This is a genomic window from Sphingomonas sp. 28-62-11, assembly GCF_002278865.1.
Classification (GTDB): Bacteria; Pseudomonadota; Alphaproteobacteria; order Sphingomonadales; family Sphingomonadaceae; genus Sphingomonas.
In genome coordinates this window covers 1-19,278 of the sequence record NZ_NCGB01000003.1, presented here as the reverse complement: position 1 = coordinate 19,278, position 19,278 = coordinate 1, and the positions used below count along the sequence as shown (strand labels likewise).

The 19,278-nt window shown below is 63.5% G+C and carries 16 protein-coding genes; 9 read left to right on the top strand and 7 right to left on the bottom strand.

The window, feature by feature from the left end; translation table 11 throughout:
• Nucleotides 1-44 precede the first annotated feature (44 nt).
• The 4 genes from B7Y49_RS01650 (at nucleotide 45) to B7Y49_RS01635 (ending at nucleotide 5,098) form a co-directional block, all read left to right on the top strand.
• The gene (locus B7Y49_RS01650) at nucleotides 45-2,057 is read left to right on the top strand and encodes a tetratricopeptide repeat-containing sulfotransferase family protein (protein WP_374125823.1); all 2,013 of its coding nucleotides are present in this window, start codon (nucleotides 45-47) and stop codon (nucleotides 2,055-2,057) included.
• Entirely contained in the window at nucleotides 2,054-3,214 is a 1,161-nt protein-coding gene (locus B7Y49_RS01645) for an aspartyl/asparaginyl beta-hydroxylase domain-containing protein (RefSeq protein WP_374125822.1), read from the top strand. Before B7Y49_RS01650 ends, B7Y49_RS01645 begins: the two co-directional genes overlap by 4 nt.
• Entirely contained in the window at nucleotides 3,211-4,707 is a 1,497-nt protein-coding gene (locus tag B7Y49_RS01640) for a putative 2OG-Fe(II) oxygenase (RefSeq protein WP_374125821.1), read from the top strand. Before B7Y49_RS01645 ends, B7Y49_RS01640 begins: the two co-directional genes overlap by 4 nt.
• 103 nt (nucleotides 4,708-4,810) lie before the next feature.
• Nucleotides 4,811-5,098, top strand: coding sequence for a hypothetical protein (locus tag B7Y49_RS01635; protein WP_374125820.1), 288 nt, complete (start codon nucleotides 4,811-4,813; stop codon nucleotides 5,096-5,098).
• Nucleotides 5,099-5,107: 9 nt separating this feature from the next.
• Here the strand turns inward: B7Y49_RS01635 and clpB are convergent, their stop codons facing one another.
• Nucleotides 5,108-7,687: an ATP-dependent Clp protease ATP-binding subunit gene (gene clpB, locus B7Y49_RS01630; protein WP_374125819.1), complete on the bottom strand. Its 2,580-nt coding sequence runs from the start codon at nucleotides 7,685-7,687 to the stop codon at nucleotides 5,108-5,110.
• Between the two features lie 152 nt (nucleotides 7,688-7,839).
• Between clpB and B7Y49_RS01625 the strand changes: the two genes are divergently transcribed.
• From B7Y49_RS01625 to B7Y49_RS01615, 3 genes are all read left to right on the top strand, one after another.
• Nucleotides 7,840-10,011 carry a penicillin acylase family protein gene (locus tag B7Y49_RS01625; protein ID WP_374125818.1) on the top strand — a complete coding sequence of 724 codons (2,172 nt, stop codon included), beginning with the start codon at nucleotides 7,840-7,842 and terminating at the stop codon, nucleotides 10,009-10,011.
• 62 nt (nucleotides 10,012-10,073) lie between these two features.
• Complete coding sequence (locus B7Y49_RS01620) at nucleotides 10,074-12,905, top strand: pitrilysin family protein (protein ID WP_374125817.1); 2,832 nt, start codon at nucleotides 10,074-10,076, stop codon at nucleotides 12,903-12,905.
• A gap of 26 nt (nucleotides 12,906-12,931) precedes the next feature.
• Nucleotides 12,932-13,231 (top strand): hypothetical protein, encoded by a 300-nt coding sequence (locus B7Y49_RS01615; RefSeq protein ID WP_374125816.1) that lies wholly within the window; start codon nucleotides 12,932-12,934, stop codon nucleotides 13,229-13,231.
• 279 nt (nucleotides 13,232-13,510) lie between these two features.
• Here B7Y49_RS01615 and B7Y49_RS01610 read toward each other — a convergent pair whose 3' ends face one another.
• The 5 genes from B7Y49_RS01610 to B7Y49_RS01590 all read right to left on the bottom strand — a co-directional run bounded on the left by B7Y49_RS01610 (nucleotide 13,511) and on the right by B7Y49_RS01590 (nucleotide 17,739).
• Entirely contained in the window at nucleotides 13,511-14,578 is a 1,068-nt protein-coding gene (locus B7Y49_RS01610; RefSeq protein ID WP_374125815.1) for a 5-(carboxyamino)imidazole ribonucleotide synthase, read from the bottom strand.
• A 108-nt stretch (nucleotides 14,579-14,686) separates the two neighbouring features.
• Nucleotides 14,687-15,178 (bottom strand): 5-(carboxyamino)imidazole ribonucleotide mutase, encoded by a 492-nt coding sequence (gene purE / locus B7Y49_RS01605; protein WP_374125814.1) that lies wholly within the window; start codon nucleotides 15,176-15,178, stop codon nucleotides 14,687-14,689.
• 40 nt (nucleotides 15,179-15,218) lie between these two features.
• Complete coding sequence (gene gpmA, locus B7Y49_RS01600; protein ID WP_374125813.1) at nucleotides 15,219-15,905, bottom strand: 2,3-diphosphoglycerate-dependent phosphoglycerate mutase; 687 nt, start codon at nucleotides 15,903-15,905, stop codon at nucleotides 15,219-15,221.
• 122 nt (nucleotides 15,906-16,027) lie between these two features.
• Nucleotides 16,028-17,149, bottom strand: a complete 1,122-nt coding sequence (locus B7Y49_RS01595) for a M14-type cytosolic carboxypeptidase (protein WP_374125812.1) — start codon at nucleotides 17,147-17,149, stop codon at nucleotides 16,028-16,030.
• The gene (locus B7Y49_RS01590) at nucleotides 17,146-17,739 is read right to left on the bottom strand and encodes a DUF4136 domain-containing protein (RefSeq protein ID WP_374125811.1); all 594 of its coding nucleotides are present in this window, start codon (nucleotides 17,737-17,739) and stop codon (nucleotides 17,146-17,148) included. The genes B7Y49_RS01595 and B7Y49_RS01590 overlap by 4 nt, the downstream gene beginning before the upstream one ends.
• A 162-nt stretch (nucleotides 17,740-17,901) precedes the next feature.
• Here B7Y49_RS01590 and ykgO point away from each other — a divergent pair, with 162 nt between their 5' ends.
• Nucleotides 17,902-18,027 (top strand): type B 50S ribosomal protein L36, encoded by a 126-nt coding sequence (ykgO, locus tag B7Y49_RS01585; protein ID WP_004210176.1) that lies wholly within the window; start codon nucleotides 17,902-17,904, stop codon nucleotides 18,025-18,027.
• Nucleotides 18,028-18,136: 109 nt separating this feature from the next.
• Entirely contained in the window at nucleotides 18,137-18,805 is a 669-nt protein-coding gene (locus B7Y49_RS01580) for an HAD family hydrolase (RefSeq protein ID WP_374125810.1), read from the top strand.
• Between the two features lie 10 nt (nucleotides 18,806-18,815).
• Here the strand turns inward: B7Y49_RS01580 and B7Y49_RS01575 are convergent.
• Nucleotides 18,816-19,278 (bottom strand): DUF1295 domain-containing protein (locus B7Y49_RS01575; RefSeq protein ID WP_374125809.1); only part of this gene is annotated, 463 nt, incomplete at its 5' end.

The window sequence follows — 19,278 nt, the reverse complement described above, 5'->3', positions numbered from 1 at the left end:
AAACCGGATTGCCAGGATTGGTGCCCGCGCCGCATAACCCCCAGATGACAAGTCAGACGATGTTCGACGCACAAACTGCAGCCGTTCTCCAACAGGCAATGAGTGCCGCACGCGCTGGCGATTTGGTCGGCGCACGGTCACTTGCCGAGCGCGGACTGATCGCAGGTGGCGATATCGTCGCACTCAATGCGTTTTTGGGGATGATCGTGGCGCGCGCGGGCGATCTGGCTGGCGCGGTCCGGCATTTGCGGGCGGCGCATGGCGGCCGGCCTGACGATGCAACGATCGCCTGTAATCTGATTGCCGCGCTGATCGATCTCGGCGATTTATCCGGCGCGTTCGCCATCGCGACCCAGCCGCTGGCCATGGCCGATCCATCGCTGCGCATTGCCCGGTATCGCGGATTTCTGGCGCAATCGCTCGAGCGCTTTGATGAGGCGGCGATTGCCTACGCCCATGTCGTTGACCGCGCGCCCGATGATTTCGAAAGCTGGAACAATCTGGGCAACGCCCGAACCGCGCAGGGCGATGGACGAGGCAGCATCGCCGCACTCGAAAAAGCCGTCGCGCTTGATCGCCGTGCCGCCCCGACCCGCCTGAACCTTGCCGCCGCGCTGCGAGCGGCCGACCGCTTTCGTGAATCGGAAGCCGTGCTGCGCGAGGCCGCCGCCGATTTCCCCGGCGATGCTCGCCCGTTGCATGAGCTTTATGTTCAGTTCAAAGCCGAGGGGCTCCACGATCAGGCACTGCCGGTGATCGAGGAAGCGGTTCGGCGCGATCCCCGCAATGCGAGCCTGCAATTCAAATTTGCGGTCGAATGCGGGCTGGTGATGCGCACTGCCGATGCCGAAACCGCGTTTCGGCAGGCGATTGCCAGCGATCCCCAGCTCGCCGATGCCTATCTCGGTCTGGCGGTGCAATATGAACACACCAATCGTGAAGATGAGTTCGCGCCATTGACCGCGCTGGCTGAGGCGAACGGCGTCGATCCGGGCGTGCTATCCTTCATCCGCGCGCTTGATCAGCGTCGCGCTAAGGATTTTGAGGCGGCGCTCGAAAGCCTGGAAAAGGTGCCGTCCAGCGTCGAGCCTGAACGCACGGCGCATATTCGTGCGACCTTGCTCGATCGGCTGGGGCAAACCGATGAGGCGTTTCACTGGTTCGCTGAAACGGCACGCTTGCATCAGGCGCACCCGAGCGATCCCCTCGCGCGCGCTGCCACACTACGCGAAACGCTCGAAGCGGAACTGGCATTGCTTTCCCCCGCCTGGCTTGGCGGCTGGACATCGGCTCGTCCCGCGCCGGAGCGGCCCGATCCGGTGTTTCTGGTTGGCTTTCCTCGATCGGGCACAACGCTGCTCGATACGATCCTGATGGGGCACCCCGATGTGGTCGTGCTTGAAGAAGAGCCGCCGCTCAATCTGGTCGATCAGACGCTGGGCGGGATGGCCGCGCTGCCGGGGTTGAACGATGCCGATATCGTCCGCCTGCGCGCGCAATATTATGAGGAGGTCGCCAAGATCGCGCCGCTGGCGGCGCACCAGACGCTTGTCGATAAGTCGCCGCTGTTCCTCCACAAAGTGCCGCTGATCCGTCGCCTGTTCCCGGATGCGAAGTTCATCCTGGCGATGCGCCATCCCTGCGACGTGCTGCTCAGCTGCTATATGAGCAACTTCCGCCTGAATGCCGCGATGTCGAATTTTCTGCGGCTTGAGGATGCGGCTGCTTTTTACGACCTGACGTTCCGGCTGTGGGCGCGATCAACCGAATTACTGCCGGTGGATCAGCACATGATCGTCTATGAACGGCTCATCGACAATGTTGAAACAGAGGTTCGGCCGCTGTTCTCGTTTTTGGGGCTCGACTGGCGCGACGAGGCACTTGATCATCAGCAGACCGCCCGGACGCGCGGGATGATCACCACCGCCAGCTATGCCCAGGTGACCGAGCCGATTTACAAGCGCGCGGCGGGGCGGTGGGAACGGTATCGCCAGCATCTGGAACCGGTGCTCCCGATCCTGCAGCCCTGGGTCGATCGCTTCGGCTATACGCTGTGAGTGACGGAGCGGCGGCGCTGGTGGCGGCTGCTGACCGGGCGTTGGCGGCGCGCGATTTGGCGCAGGCCCAGGCATTGCTGCGGCAAGCAGCCGATGCGGCCCCCGATGATCCCGCGATTCAGTTGCGGTTGGCGGGGGTGAGCCGCGCCGCTGGCCAACCCCGTATCGCGCTCGAGGCGGTGCACCGTGCGCTGGCGCTCGCCCCGCTTGATTTTACCGCGCTGGTAATGCGTGCGACCCTGCTCGATCGGCTCGAAGACCCGCGTGCAGGCGAAGCCTGGGGCCATGCACTGGCGCAGCGACCAGCGGGCGATCTCCCCGAACAATTCGCTACCGTCATCGCCCAGGGCGAGGCGCGGCACGCCGCCTGGCTGGATGAACGCGAGGATCGACTGAAAGCAGCGACCGCCGCCAGCGAAGTTCGCAGCGACGATGACGAACGCCACCGCATTGCGCGGTTCCGCAACAACACGCTGCGCCGCACTCGCCCGTACCACAGCGAGCCGACCCATTTCTTTTATCCCGAAATCGCCGAACGCGAATTCCATCCGCGTCGATATTTTCCCTGGCTTGCCGAACTCGAAGCAGCAACTGACGTGATTGCTGCGGAAATGCAGGCGGTGATGGCGGCCGAACGCGCCGAGCTCGTACCCTATATCCAATATGCTGATCATCTGCCGCTCGATCAGTGGCGGCCGCTCAATCGCAATCCCGATTGGACCGCGATCCATTTATGGCAGAATGGCCGCCGGATCGCCGCCAATGCTGATCATTGTCCGCAGACGATGGCATTGCTCGAACGGGTGCCGCAGCCGATCATTACCGGGGCGTGCCAGAATGCGATGTTCTCGCTGCTTGCCCCCGGCACCGCGATCCCCCCGCATGTCGGGGTCAACAATGCCCGGCTGGTGTGCCATTTGCCGCTGGTCGTACCGGACGGATGCTGGTTCCGGGTCGGCGCCGAAACGCGATTCTGGCAGCGCGGCGAGGCGTTTGTGTTCGATGACACGATCGAACATGAAGCGCTCAATCCAAGTGATCAGCTGCGGATCGTGTTCATCTTCGATGTCTGGCACCCCGATCTGAGCGCGGTCGAGCGCGATGCCGTCGCTGCACTGATTGCTGCCGACTTGCCCGGCGGAGCCGCTGGCCTGTGACGATCGACGCGGCGCTGGAGCAGGCGGCGCAGGGTGGGCTCAATGCCGAGGCGCTTGGCAATCTGGCTCGGATGGTACTCGCGACGGGTGAGGAAGAACGGGCACTGCCATGGCTGCGCGCTGCGGCAGCGCGCAGCAACGACGCCCGTTTGTGGCAATGGGCGGGCCTGCTCGAACGCGCAATAGAGTCGCTTGATCTGGCGGTTATCTCCTTCACGCAGGCGGCACGGCTCGCACCGAACGATCCGAGCATCGCACACGGCCATGCACGCGTTACGCTTGATGCCGGATTCGACGCGGTTGCGCTGTTCGATCGGGCACGAAGGCTCGATCCGGCGAATGGCGAGGTGCTCGCCGGTTTTGCGGCCGCACTTTTGGCGGCGGGGGAGGGTGCCAAGGCAGAGGCGTTGCTTGATGCAGTGCTCGTCCAATCGCCTTTATGGGTGCAGGGGCATCTCCACCTCTCCCAATTGCGCGCCCTGATCGGCCGGGCAGATCAGGCGGCCGCCTCGTTCGAGCGGGCGCTGTCAGCGCATCCCGGGGAGCCGATGCTGTGGCAGGGGCTGTTCGATCTGTATGTCAGTGCGGAAAACTATGCTGCCTTGGCTGACGCGGTCGATCGCGCGCGCGCCGCTGGGGTGGCAGCCAGGGAAACCCATGATTACGCGGCAATTGCCGCCGCTGAACTTGGGCAGATCGCGCGAGCCGATTCCTTACTGGCCGCCACCTCGTCCCCATTGACGGTGTGGCGTATCAGGCATTTGCTGCGTCAGGGGCGGCTCACCGCTGCATTGGCCCTGATCGAAAATGCACTCGCGGGCCCGGATCGTGATGCCATCTGGCCTTACGCACTCATCGCCTGGCGGCTGGCGGGCGATCCCCGCGTCGATTGGCTTGCCCCATCAGCGTTGGTGAAGATCATCGACCTTGCGCCGACCTTGCCACCGCTCGATCAGCTCGCTGATGTGCTGCGCGGCCTGCACCGTGCGCAGGGAAGTTACCTTGATCAGTCAGTGCGGGGCGGCACCCAGACCGACGGGCCCCTGCTCAACCGGGTCGATCCGATCATCCAGGCTGTACGGCAATCGATTACGACTGCGGTCGAGAGCTATGTCGCCGGCCTGCCCGCGATTGATCCGGCGCACCCGATGCTGGCGCTACGCCGCGATCGACCGGTGCGTTTTGCCGGCAGCTGGTCGGTATGGTTGCGGGGCGGGGGGCATCACGCCAATCATCTCCATCCGCAAGGGTGGATGAGCTCGGCGCTTTATGTCGCGCTGCCCGATCGATCGGACGATCCCGATCCGCATGCCGGATGGCTGACAATCGGCGAACCCCAGGCAGCGATCGGCATCGATCAGCCGCCGCTCCAGCTGATCGAGCCGCGCCCGGGGCAGCTGGTGCTGTTTCCCTCATGGTTGTGGCATGGCACGCGCCCCTTTGCGCAAGGGGATCGGCTGACGATCGCCTTCGATGTCGCGCCGCCGGTATAGCCGCGCAGCGACCGGCCGTAATGCATGGCCTTGGCGAGGGGCTGGTTATGGCGCATTCTCAGCGTAATCGGGGCAAGCCTCAACGCTGCTGAAGGAACCTTATATGCACCGTGCTCGACATATCATGGCATTGTTCGTGTCATTCGGCATCGCCATTGCACCGGTCGCCATGGCGAGTCCGGGCGATCCCGAAACCACCACCATGGCCAAGCCCAAAAAGACGCTCGACCCGAACGAGACCATTTGTGTCAGCGAGCCTGAACTCGGCAGCCGCCTCGTCAGGCACCGTACCTGCATGACGCGGGCGCAATGGGCCGAACGCCGGGCGGCGGATCGCCAGGCCGTCGAACGTGCCCAATCCGCCCCCTGCGTGCGCGGTGCGGGGTGCTGATCACCGGCGTCAGGTGATCGTCAACCCCAGCGCGCCGTCGCCTTCGTTCACACTGATCGCCGCGCCGTCCTTCACGTCGCCGCGCAGGATCAGGTCGGCGAGCGGGTCCTGCAGATAGCGCTGCACTGCGCGCTTCAGCGGCCGCGCCCCGTACACGGGATCATAGCCCACCCGGCCCAGCCAACTGCGTGCCCCATCGCTCAGGGTGATCGTCACCTTGCGCTCCGCCAGCAGCTTGCGCACCCGCTCCACCTGGATGTCGACGATCGGTGCCATCTCGCTCTGCCCCAGCCGGTGGAACAGCACGATCTCGTCGAGACGGTTGAGGAATTCGGGGCGGAAATGCCCGCGCACAATCTCCATCACCTGCGGCTCGACCGAGGCTGCGGGTTCGCCGTCTGCCAGCGCGGTCAGATACTGGCTGCCCAGGTTCGACGTCAGCACGATGATCGTGTTGGTGAAATCGACCGTCCGGCCCTGCCCATCGGTCAACCTGCCGTCATCAAGCACCTGGAGCAGGATGTTGAAGACATCACCGTGCGCCTTTTCGACCTCGTCGAACAGGATAACCTGATAGGGGCGACGGCGGACGGCCTCGGTCAGCACGCCGCCTTCCTCATAACCGACATAACCTGGAGGCGCGCCGATCAGCCGCGCGACCGCGTGCTTTTCCATGAACTCGCTCATGTCGATCCTCACCATGGCGGACGGATCGTCGAACAGGAATTCGGCGAGCGCCTTGGTCAGCTCGGTTTTGCCGACGCCGGTTGGCCCGAGGAACAGGAAGCTGCCGAGCGGTCGATTGGGGTCCTGCAATCCGGCGCGCGCGCGGCGCACCGCGGTGGAAACCGCGCGTACCGCCTCGGCCTGGCCGATCACGCGCTTGCCCAGCGCGTCCTCCATCTGGAGCAATTTGGCGCGCTCGCCTTCCATCATCCGGTCGACCGGAATGCCGGTCCAGCGGCTGACGACGCCGGCGATATCGTCTGCGGTCACCTCCTCGCGCAGCATCGCGCCTTCGGTTGCGCCCGCCGCTTCATCGAGCTGACGCTGCAGCTGCGGGATCGTGCCGTAAGACAGCTCGCCCGCGCGCGCGAGGTTGCCGCTGCGCTGCGCCTGTTCGAGCTCGAGCCGGGCAGCATCGAGTTGCTCCTTCAGCTTCGCTTCGGCCGAAATCTTGTCCTTCTCCGCCTGCCAGCGCTGCGTCAGTTCGGCCGACTGCTGCTCCAGATTGGCAAGCTCGCCCTCCAGCGTGGCCAGCCGCTCGCGCGACGCCGCATCGGTTTCGCGCTTCAATGCCTCGCGCTCAATCTTCAGCTGGATGATCCGCCGGTCGAGCGTTTCGATCTCTTCGGGCTTCGATTCCACCTCCATGCGGATCCGGCTCGCCGCTTCGTCCATCAGGTCGATCGCCTTGTCGGGCAGGAAACGATCCGTGATGTAGCGGTGCGACAAGGTCGCCGCCGCGACGATCGCCGCATCGGTGATCCGCACGCCGTGGTGGAGCTCATATTTCTCCTTCAGCCCGCGCAGGATGCTGATCGTGTCGGGCACGGTCGGCTCGCCGACGAACACCGGCTGGAAGCGGCGCTGCAACGCCGCATCCTTTTCGACATGCTTGCGATATTCATCAAGCGTGGTCGCGCCGACGCAGTGGAGCTCGCCGCGCGCCAAAGCGGGCTTGAGCAGGTTGGAGGCGTCCATCGCGCCCTCGCTTTTGCCCGCGCCGATCAACTGGTGCATCTCGTCGATGAACAGCACGATATCGCCCTCGGCCCCGCGCACTTCGTCGAGCACGCCCTTCAGCCGTTCCTCGAACTCACCGCGATATTTGGCACCGGCGACCAGACTGCCGAGATCGAGTGACATCAGTCGCCGCCCCTTCAGCGTATCGGGCACGTCACCATTGGCGATGCGGATCGCCAGCCCCTCGGCGATCGCGGTCTTGCCGACGCCGGGTTCGCCGATCAGCACGGGGTTGTTCTTGGTGCGGCGCGCGAGGATCTGGATCGTGCGGCGGATTTCCTCATCCCGGCCGATTACCGGATCGAGCTTGCCGTCGCGGGCAGCTTGCGTCAGGTCGCGCGCGAATTTCTTCAGCGCGTCGAAGCTTCCCTCGGCGCCTGCGGTATCGGCGGTGCGGCCCTTGCGCAGATCGTTGATCGCGCTGTTCAAGCCCTCGGGCGTGGCGCCAGCGTCCTTGATTGCCTTGCCCGCCACGGTGTTCAGCGACAGCGCGAGGGCCACCAGCAGCCGCTCTACGGTGACGTAGCTGTCGCCCGCCTTTTGCGCGACCTGCTCGGCCTGATCAAGGATCCTTACCGCGTCGTTATCAAGCCCCGGCGTTTGCTGCGCGCCGGAACCCGACACAGCGGGTACCTTTGCGAGGGCCGCATCGATCTCGCGCAGGGCGACCGCGGGGGTGCCGCCAGCCGCCGTGATCAGGCCAGAGGCAAGCCCCTGCTCATCCTCGAGCAGCGCCTTCAGCAGATGTTCCGGGCCGATCCGCTGATGGCTCATCCGGATGGCGACGGTCTGCGCCGATTGCAGAAAGCCCTTGGCGCGATCGGTGAATTTTTCGAGGTTCATGCCCAGTCCCTGTCTCTTGCCCGCACGCGGTATGGGCATGATGTAGTGTTGCCAATCTGCAACACAAGGCCACGCAGGAGGCTTCCCGAAATACCCTCGCATCGCGCCACCATCGCCGCTAAGCTAGTTGCAAATAGAGACTGGGGTGGTGGATGCGGAAGTTGTTAGGGCGCCTGGGCGCAGGCGTGCTCGTGTTCGTCATTGTGGTGGCGATCGGGCTGGCGATCTGGGAGCCGTTGTCGGCGACCGCTGCCCCGCCACCTCCCGCAAGAACCTATGACGTTCGCATTGTTCGCGACACGTTCGGCGTCCCGCACATCTTTGGCACCACCGATGCCGATGTCGGTTATGGCATCGCCTATGCCCATGCCGAGGATGATTTCTCGACGTTGCAGGATGTAATCGCGATGACGCGCGGCCGCTTTGGCGCGCTGAACGGGCAGGCAGGCGCAGGCGTCGATTACGCGTTGCGGCTGGTGCGGGCGCGCGAAACCGTAACGCGCGATTATATGAAGCAGCCTGCCGATGTGCGTGCGCTGCTCGATGCTTACGCCGCGGGGCTCAATCATTTTGCTGAAAAGCACCCGGGCGAAGTCCGGCTCCGCAACCTGTTCCCGGTCAATGGCCAGGATATCGCGGCCGGGTTCGTGCTGCGATCGCCGTTCTTCTTCGGGCTCGATGCGGTGCTTGGCGCGCTGGCGGGGAACAAGCCGCTGCCGGTGGAAACTGCCGGGCCGAAACCTGACTCCCCCAGCATCGCGCCGGTCACCGCCACAGGCGAAAATGCGCCGCGCGATACCAGCGAAGGCAATATGAACGGATCGAACGCCTTTGTCGTCGCGCCCAAGCGATCGGCGGACGGCTTCACCCGGCTCGTCTCCAATGCCCACCAGCCCTATCGCGGCGGGGTCGCTTGGTATGAGCTCGTCGTGCATTCAAAGGCCGGGTGGGATTTTGCTGGCGCTACCTTCCCCGGTGCGCCCTATCCGTTGCTGGGGCACAACAAGACACTGGGCTGGACCAACACGGTCAATCGGCCGGATATGATCGATATCTACAAGCTCGTCCTGAACGATGACGGCACGCAATATCGCTTCGATGGCAAATGGCTGCCGCTCGAACAGCAGCGGGTGTGGCTGCACGTGAAGCTCTGGGGCCCATTCGTGCTTCCCGTGCCGCGTACCGCCTATCGATCAGTGCATGGCCCGGTGATCAAGAATGACGAGGGCGCCTTTGCCATTCATTATGCAGCGCCCGAACAGCTCGGCATGGTCGAAGAATATTATCGCCTCAACAAGGCGCGCGACTTTGCCGAATGGCAGGCAGCACTGTCGAAACAGGCGGTCCCGGCGACTAATTTTCTCTATGCCGATGCGGCTGGCAACATCGCCTATTTCTACAACGCCGCCTTCCTTAAGCGGAAGCCCGGTTTCGATTACACGCATGTTCTGCCGGGCGACACGTCACGCAATCTCGACAGCGGCACCGTCCCCTGGGCGAATATCCCGCGCAACATCAATCCGGCGTCGGGCTTCCTCATCAATGCCAACAACACGCCGTTCCAGGCGGCGGGCATCGGCTCGGAGCTGGACACCGCCGATTTCTCCCCACTGCTGGGAATCGAGACCGACACCACCAATCGCGGCACAAGGTCGATCGAGCTGATGGGCGCCGATGCGTCGATCAGCGCGGCAGATCTGGAGCGCATCAAATATGATACCGCGATCAGCCGGGTCGGTTGGGCCGCGCGCTGGTTCAACGAGATTGCGGCGGTTGATCCCAAGGGCGACAAGCTGATCACCCAGGCGCGCGATCTCATGCGACAATGGGACTGGAACTATGACGGAAAGGGCCGCGCCGATGCGCTGGCGGTGCTGTTGCTGCGCAGCGGCAACCGAATCCATTACCCCCGCAAACCCTGGCCCATTGCGCGCGACGAGCTGAAACTCGCCGCCGATTATTTGATCAAGCATTTCGGCAAGCTCGATCCGCCGCTCGGCACCGTGCTGCGGCTGCGGCAGGGGAAGGTCGATCTGCCGATGGACGGCGGCCCCGATGTGCTGCGCGCCACCTCCACATGGGACGAAGCACCAGACGGGCGGCTTGTCGTCAAGCATGGCGACAGTTTCATCATGTTCATCGCCTGGGACAAGGCGGGCAAGGTCAACTCAACCTCAATCCAGCCGTTCGGTTCGGCCTCTACCCGGCCTGAATCGAAGCATTATACCGATCAAATGCCGCTGTTCGTGGCCCACAAAACCAAGCCGGTCTGGTTTGATCCAACCGAACTGGCTAAGCATCAGGAGCGGGCTTATCGTCCCTGATTGTCAGCCAATAATCCCATGATATAGATCGACAAGTTTCTCATCACATCGAGGATAATCCCATGACGTCGAAGTCCTTCGCGCTTTCCAGCGTCGCATTGTTTGCGCTCATCACGCCGATGGCAGCGGGCGCCAAGGCTCCGGCCACCACGACGGCCCCGGCACCGGTTGCCTCGCTGATCAAGAAGGTCGACATTCCTTATCAGCGCTTCGCTCTGCCCAACGGCTTGCGTGTGCTGGTCCATACCGATCGCAAGGCGCCCGTGGTCGCGGTGTCCGTCTGGTACAATATCGGGTCGAAGTTCGAGCCCAAGGGCCGCACCGGTTTTGCGCATCTGTTCGAACATCTGATGTTCAACGGGTCTGAAAATGCCCCTGGCGATTTTTTTGAACCGCTGAAGCAGGTCGGCGCGACTGATCTCAACGGCACGACCAATTTTGATCGCACCAATTATTTCGAAACCGTGCCCACGCCCGCGCTCGAAAAGACGTTGTTTCTGGAAAGCGACCGCATGGGCTATCTGCTCGGCGCGGTCACGCAAGGCGTGCTCGATGAGCAGCGCGGCGTGGTTCAGAACGAAAAGCGCCAGGGCGATAACCAACCCTATGGCTTGCTCCAGTACAAGATTTTCGGCGGGCTCTATCCCGAAGGCCATCCTTATGGCCACACCGTCATTGGCTCGCTGGCCGATCTTGATGCTGCCAGCCTTGATGATGTGAAGGGTTGGTTCCGCAATCACTATGGGCCGAACAATGCCGTGCTGGTGCTGGCGGGTGACGTCGACGTGAAGACCGCCAAGGCGCTGGTGACCAAGTATTTCGGCGGCATTGCGCGCGGGCCGCAAACCGCGTTGCCGACGGTGACGATTCCAACGCTGGATGCGCCCAAGGCCGATGTGATCAAGGATCGCGTTGCCGCGACGCTCGTCACACGGCTCTGGGCGGTGCCGGGCCTGAACGATCCCGATGCAGCCGGCTTGACGGCAGCGGCTTCGGTCCTTGGCGGCCTGTCGAGCTCGCGGCTTGCCAATGTGCTGGTGCGAAAGGAAAAACTGGCGGTTCAGGCCAGCGCAGGCTTCGGTGCCCAGTCGCAGGCCGGCGTGTTCCAGGTGGTGATGGTTGTCCGTCCCGGCGTCGATGTCGCGCTGGCGAACAAGCGGCTCGATGAAGTGATCGCCGATTTCCTGAAGACTGGTCCGACGGCGGACGAGCTCCAGCGAACGGTCACGTCCAGTGTCACCCGACGTATCGCGGGCCTTGAATCAGTCGGTGGCTTTGGCGGCAAAGCGGTGGCGTTGGCGTCGGGTGAGTTGTTCTCGAACGATCCGGTGTTCTTCAAGAAGCAGCTTGCAGATCTGGCCGCGCAGACGCCGGCGAGCGTTCAGGCGACCGCGCAGAAATGGCTGTCGCGCCCTGTTTATGCGGTATCGGTTGAAAACGGCCCGCGCGAAGCAACCGGCGATGTTGCCGCAGCGCCCAAGCCCGCCCCTGCCGCGCCGCCACAGGCGCCGATGGGCACACGCGGTGCCCAGCCAACCGTGGGACCCGTCGCCAATCTGGTGTTCCCGAAGGTCCAGCGCGCACGGTTGAGCAATGGCATCGAGCTGATTTATGCCCAGCGCGATGCCGTGCCGATCACACGGGCGCAGATCAGCTTTGACGCCGGGGCGACCGCTGATCCGGCCGACAAATTGGGTGTGCAGCAGCTCACCCTGTCACTGCTCGACGAAGGCACAAAATCGCGCGATTCGATCGCGATTGCCGAAGAACGCGAGCGGCTGGGTGTCAGCTTCGGTGACGGCACCAGTGCCGACCGCACCTTTCTCAGCGTGTCTGTCCCCAGCGCCAATGTGGCTGGCGGGCTCGATCTGTTTGCCGATGTCGTCCGCAATCCTGCGTTCCGCGACGATGAGGTTGCGCGGCTGCGCAACACGCAGCTCGCCGGCATCCAGCAAGAGCTGACCAACCCGCAGGGCCTTGCCGGGCGTGTACTGCCCAAGCTCGTCTATGGTCCGGCATCGCCTTATGCCAAAACGGCGGCAGGCGGCGGCGATCCGGCGGCGGTTGCCAAGCTGACGCGGGATGATCTGGTTGCGTTTCAGCAGGCCTGGTTGCGCCCCGAAAAGGCGAAGATCTTCGTTGTCAGCGATTTGCCGCTCGCGCGGGTCAAGACGATGCTCGACGCGCGCTTCGGCGACTGGACGGGCACCGGCACGGCTGGCGTGAAGGATTTCAGCGTCGGCGCGGTACAGGCAAGCCCCCGCATCGTGCTCGTCGATCGGCCCGATTCGCCGCAATCGCTGATTGCGGGCGGGCAGCTCACGCCGCTGAAGGGCAGTGATGATCTGCTCGATGCCGAATTGGCAAATGATGTGCTGGGCGGCGATTTCCTGTCGCGCATCAACATGGATCTGCGCGAGACGAAGCATTGGTCCTATGGCGCAGGGGGCGGTTTTGCGCGCAACGAAAACGCCGTGATCTACGGCATCCGCGCGCCGGTTCAGGCCGACAAGACGGGTGAGTCGATCGCCTCGCTAATGGTCGATCTGAAGGAGTTTCTGGGACCAAAAGGCATCACCCAGACCGAGTTCGAACGGACCATCAACGGTGCGACTCGCGAACTGGCCGGGAACTTTGAAACCGCGGGTGCGGTGCTCAGTGCGATGCTGCTCAACGACCAGTATAAGCGCCCTGACGATTACTACGCGACCATCACGCAAAAATATCGCGCGATGACCCCGCTGGTGCTTGACGCTGCGGCACGCAAGGCAATCGACCCGAACAAGTTCGTCTGGGTGGTGGTGGGCGATGCCAAGGTGGTGCGCCCGCAGCTTGACAGCCTTGGCTTGCCGGTTGAGGTGATCCCCGCCGCGTCCGTCGCGAGCGCGAAATAATAACCGATCACGCAGGAGAAGCGATCATGGCCAATATCGATGGTACCTGGAACACTGTTGTGAAGTCCCCGCTCGGCGACAATGCCGCCGTCGTCACCGTCAACAGCAACGGCAACACCTGGACGGGCACCAGCTCGGGCCAGATGGGCTCGGTCGACATCACCGACGGCACCGTTGATGGCAACACCATCAAGTGGACGATGCAGATGACGGTCCCGATGCCGATGACGCTGACCTGCGAAGCCACGATCGATGGCGACACGATCACCGGCACCGTCGGCGCCGGCGCCTTTGGCAGCTTCCCGATGACGGGCACGCGCGGCTGATTTTTGCGTCAGCGAATGCTGATGGCGGCCTGCCCTTCCATTGGGAAGGGCAGGCCGTTGTCGTTTCGGAGACCCATTCTTAACCCCGTTCGCCCTGAGTAGCGGCTGAGCCCTTCGACTGCCTGCCAAAGGCAGGCGCTCAGGATAAACTTCGGCCCAAAGGGCCGAAGTCGAAGACGCGTATCGAGGGGTCCGTGCACCAAACGCTGTCCTTCGATACGCCACTTCGACAAGAGTTCAGTGGTTACTCAGGACAAACGGGTTAGACTGAGTAGATGATCACCGCACCAGCCGGGTCACATGCCCCATCTTTCGACCGGGCCGGACGCTTTTGCCGTAAAGGTGCAGATGCGCGTCGTGCTCGCCGAGATATGTCAGGGCATCATTGGCATCTTCACCGATCAGGTTGAGCATCTCGACCGACTCCGCAGTCAGCCCGGTATCGCCAAGCGGCAGGCCGCAGATCGCGCGGATATGGTTTTCGAACTGGCTCGTCACCGCGCCTTCGATCGTCCAGTGGCCGCTATTGTGGACCCGCGGCGCCATTTCGTTGAACACCGGCCCGTCCGCGCCAACGAAAAACTCGCACGCCAGCACGCCAACATGGCCCAATTGCTCGGCGATCCTTCCGGTCAGCGCGGCCGCTTCGCCCCATTGCCGAGCGATCTCGACGGGGGCGGGCAGCGAGGAGCGCGCGAGGATGCCGTCGACATGCTCGTTCCAAGGCGGCGGATAGCTGACCATCGATCCATCCTGCCCGCGCGCGAGGATGATCGAGAATTCATGGCTGAACTCCACGAACCCTTCGAGAATCGCCGGGCGGCCACCGATCGAATCCCAAGCGCTATCGACATCATCGGGCGTCGTTATCCGCACCTGGCCCTTGCCGTCATAACCCATCCGCAGCGTTTTCAGGATCGCGGGCAGGCCGATCGCTGCGACGGCCGCGTGCAGCGCCTCGATCGAGGTGACGAGCCGCCACGGCGCGGTCCGCCCGCCCAGATCGCCGACAAAGCTTTTCTCCGCCGCGCGGTCCTGTGCGGTCGCCAGCGACAAGGCGCCGGGATGCACCGGCAATTGGGTGGCGAGATAGGTGATCGGATCGAGCGCGATATTCTCGAACTCATAGGTGACGACATCGGCAGCGGCGGCGAAATCGTCGAGCACGATCCGGCTCTGATAATCGGCGCGGGTAAAGCTCGACGCGGTCTGCGCGGCAACGGCCTCTTCATCAGGGGCGAGCACGCGGGTGCTATAGCCGAGCTGCGCTGCCGCCACCGCAAGCATGCGGCCAAGCTGGCCACCGCCAAGGATGCCGATCGTCGATCCGGGGGGGAGGGGGGTCATCGACTTATTCCCCATCCCGCTCGTGTCGAGCGAAGTCGAGACACCCTGCGCACCGCTCGTGGCCGGTTTCTCGACTACGCTCGAAACGAACGGCTTTGGAGGGGGTCATCACGCCGGATCTATCGCCACGCTGTCGGTCTGTGCCGCGCGCCAGGCCTTTAGCTGGCCCGACAGCACCGGATCGGCCAGCGCCAGGATCGCGATCGCCAGCAGTCCGGCATTCTTCGCGCCCGCCTTGCCGATCGCGAGCGTGCCCACCGGGATGCCAGCGGGCATCTGGACGATCGATAGCAGGCTATCCATCCCGTCGAGCGCCTTGGACTGCACCGGCACGCCGAGCACGGGCAGGTGCGTCATCGATGCGGCCATGCCGGGCAAGTGCGCGGCGCCGCCCGCACCCGCGATGATCACCTTCAATCCGCGATCGGCGGCGCTGGTGGCATAGTCGACCAGCCGCTGCGGCGTGCGGTGTGCGGAAACCACCTTGGCCTCATGCGGCACACCCATTGCACCCAGAATCTCGGCGGCGTGGCGCATCGTCTCCCAATCGGAAGTGCTGCCCATGATGATGCCGACAATCGGAGTCTTTGGGGGTTCCATCAGCGAGGGTTAGCGATTGGCGCGCGTCAGGGGAAGGGGGTCAGCGCTCGCTGAGATAATAGCGCTCGATCGCGCCTAGCGCCTCGTCGAGTTCATAGACGATCGGCTGGCCGGTCGGGATCTCCAGATGGGTGATCTCGTCGTCGGGAATGCCCGACAGGTGCTTCACCAGCGCGCGGAGCGAATTGCCATGGGCGGAGATCAGCACGCGCTGGCCGTCTTTCAAAGCGGGCGCGATGTGTTCCTCCCAATAGGGCAGCACGCGCGCGATCGTGTCCTTCAGGCTCTCAGTCGCGGGCACGGTGATCCCGGCATAGCGGCGATCACCCGATAAATCATAGGCGCTGCCCGGCTCCAGCGGCGGCGGGGGAATGTCGAAGCTGCGCCGCCAGATCCTCACCTGTTCGTCGCCATGCTTTGCCGCGGTCTCGGCCTTGTCCAGCCCGGTCAGCCCGCCATAATGGCGTTCGTTCAGCCGCCAGTCCTTCTCGACCGGCAACCACAGCCGCCCCATTTCCTCCAGCGCGAGGTTCAGCGTCTTGATCGCGCGGGTTTGCAGCGACGTGAAGCACTGGTCGAAATCCAGGCCCTTCTCGGCCATCAGCCGCCCCGCCGCGCGGGCTTCCTCGACGCCCTTGGCGGTCACGTCGACATCCCACCAGCCGGTGAAGCGGTTTTCGAGGTTCCAAGCCGATTGGCCGTGGCGGATCAGGACGAGGGTCGGCATTAGATATGGGCTCCGATTTTTGCGCGCCCTACCGTTCGTGTCGAGCGAAGTCGAGACACCCTGCGCAGCGCGCGCGGCACGTCCCTCGACGATGCTCGGGACGAACGGGTAGCTTGCCTTCGTTAATACCCGTCGATCTTGGCAGCCAGCACTTCAAGGCAGCTATGCGCCAGCTTCCGGCACCGATCGGGAGACCAGCCTGCAATCGGATCGGGATTCTCGTCATGATCCTTGAACGGCATTTCCAGCGTCATCGCCACTGCGCCGAAGCGATTGGCGAGCTGGTTAGTCGACATCGTCAGGTTCGCCTTGCCCGGCGCGGCCTTGTGATAGCCGAGCTTGGTCTGAAAATCGGGGGTATGCGCAGCCAGCGCATCGCGGAAGGCGTAGAATTTGTCGCCCTGCGCGTCGGTCCAGTTGGGAATGCCCTCAAAACCCGCAATGAAATTGGCGGGGATCGCCTCGTCGCCGTGGACGTCCATCGCGAACACCACGCCGGTTGCGTCCATCGCATTGCGGATCGCGAGCACCTCCGGGCTTTTCTCCGCGCTCGGCGTTGCCCATTCGCGGTTCAGGTTCACGCCCACCGCATTGGTGCGCAGGTGACCGCGCGAAGAGCCGTCCGGGTTGGCATTGGGCACCAGATGAAACGTCGCCTTGGCGAGCAAAGCCGCGGTGACGGGATCGGCGGGATCGGTCAGCCGTTCCAGCGCGCCTTCCATCCAATATTCGGCCATCGTTTCACCGGGATGCTGGCGCGCATAGAGCCAGACCGGCTTGGGGCCATGCCCGATCGTCAGGCAATCGATTGGCTGGCCGTCGATCGACTGGCCAAGCTCGCGGTGCGCCACCCCGTCCATGCCGGCATAGCGGGCGATCAGCGCATTATGCCGCTCGATCGTATAGGGCGCGAAATAAGCGAACCAGATCAAGTTACCTACCGCCTGGTGGGTGATCGTCAGCACGCCATCGGCATAATCGGTGGCATCGGCATAACGCCAGCTTTCACGATCATCGCTTACTCGGGCGCGGTATCCCGGCCACCCAAACGGATAGGCAGAGCCGCCTGCATTCTTAATCCGCAAAGTCAGCGCGCGGCCCTTCGCGCCCGCCACGCGGAAATAGAACCATTGGTAGAAATCCGAGTCGCGATCCTTCACGATTTCCAGATCGGCGGTGTCGGCATCCTGCTGCAGGACGTGGATGTTGCCGCCATCAAAGGCGGCGCTGATGGTGATGGTCATCGCACAGTGATAGTGCGCCCGGATTCGCCGGGGAACCCCCGGAACAGCGCGCGCGCCAATTTCTCGCTCATCACGCCTGGCTGCGCATCCTTGGCCTTGGCATTCGCCACCATCACCGCGCGGCCTTCCCAGATCGCCGCACCGTCACTGCGCTGGCGCAGCTGGACGAACAATTCGGTGGTGTAAATGGTGCGCGTCGGCCGCTTGCCCACGCCAAAGCCCAATCCCACGCCGCCGCCGACGCCGCCCCCGAAGGAGCCGCCGCCCAGCCCGATCGAGATCGGTGGCCGCGCCGCGGTCTGGCTGTCTTCGCGGCGCGTGAAGGTGACCGTCACCAGCAATGGCGCCGGGGCATTGGCTGCTTCGGGGGTAAAGCCCAGTCGTGCCAACTCGGCGGCAACGGCACCCGCAAATTGCTGCTGCTCCAGGCTTTGTGGGTCGCTGCCCGTGCCACCCTGGATCGATACCGGGGCTGGCGTAATCGGCGTGCCGAGGTGAAACCGCGTCACCCGCACGGGGGTCGCGGTGGCGGGCGCCAGCGGGGCGGTAAGGGCGGTGGCGATGATCGCCGCATGAATCAGGTGTCGCATATCAGGCTCCAGCATCCCCGTTTGGTTCACACGTCAACGCCCCGCACAGCATATGGGGTGCAAATGGGGCGGCATCTAGACCGGATTGCTTGACTTGAGCGTGCCCTGCCTATACGCGCCGCTGCTTTCCAGCTCACCTGATTTACGAGAAGCGAATCGATCATGAAGATCCGCAATAGCCTGAAGTCGCTCAAGGGCCGTCACCGCGATAACCGCGTGATCCGTCGCCGTGGTCGCACCTATGTGATCAACAAGACCAACCGCCGGTTCAAGGCACGCCAGGGCTGAGGCAGCGGATTAGCAACGCTAATCCGCGATTGGCCGACGCCCGGCCGACGGCGCACCAGCGCCGGTCGACGACACGGAATTTACTTCCGTGTCAGGCTCAGCCGCCGCAATGACTCAGCTTACCGCTGTCATTTTTGATGTCGGCAACGTCCTGTTCGATTGGAACCTCCGGTTCCTGTATGAGCGCCTGATCGACGACGATCGGGCGCTCGACGCGTTTTTGCGCGATGTGATGACGATGGAATGGCACCTTCAGCATGATGCCGGGCGGCCGTTTGCGGAAACATCCGCCGAACTGATTGCGCAGCACCCCGAACATGCAGCGCTAATCGCCGCGCTCGGCCCCGGCTTCAACGAAACGATCAGGGGCGTGGTGCCCGGCATGGAAGTGCTGGTCGCCGAGTTGCACAATGCCGGCGTGCCCCTGTTCGCGATCACCAACTTCTCGGGCGAATTCTGGCGCCCCTTTCGCGCCGCCCATGCAGCGTTCTTCGATAGGTTGCGCGACGTGGTGGTGTCGGGCGACGAAGGCCTGATGAAACCCGATCGCGCGATCTATGAACTGGCGCTGGGGCGGTTCGGGTTGCGAGCGGAGGAGGCGGTGTTTTTTGACGATAATCCGGCGAATGTGGCAGGTGCGGCGGCGGTCGGCATCGAGGCGCGGTTGTTTACGGGCGAGGTGGGGTGCAGGGCGGCGTTAGTTGATTTGGGGTTTTCACTCGGTATTTCCGGGAGAGAATGCCGTAAACGCGAATGTCCGCCAAAGGTGGTTAGCTGACAGTCCGCATTCAGCCTTTCGGCGGACGCGGAAACAGCACAGGCGTATTTTTTCGATAAGCTTGGTAGCTGGGGTCATCGCCCCAGCGTTCTTTCGCAATGCCATCCAGCAGATTGATGCCGCTCACACGGGTCAACAGCAGGTAGACGAATATCGGCGATATGACCGCCAACCATGACCAACCCGAGAGTAGCGGGATCGCCATCACCAGAATGCCGAACCACAGCGTAATCTCGCCAAAATAGTTCGGGTGTTGCGACCATGCCCAAAGCCCGGTGTCGATGAACTTATCCTTATTCGCAGGGTCTTTCTTGAACTGCCGCTTTTGGCTGTCTGCAACCACTTCGAAAGCAAAGCCGATCACCCAGAGCGCCGCGCCTGCCCAGAAGAGGCCATCCAAAGGCGCGGTTTGCCGCGACGTGATGATCACCAGCGCTGCCGATGCTGTGAAGATCACCCATACGGCTTGCAGC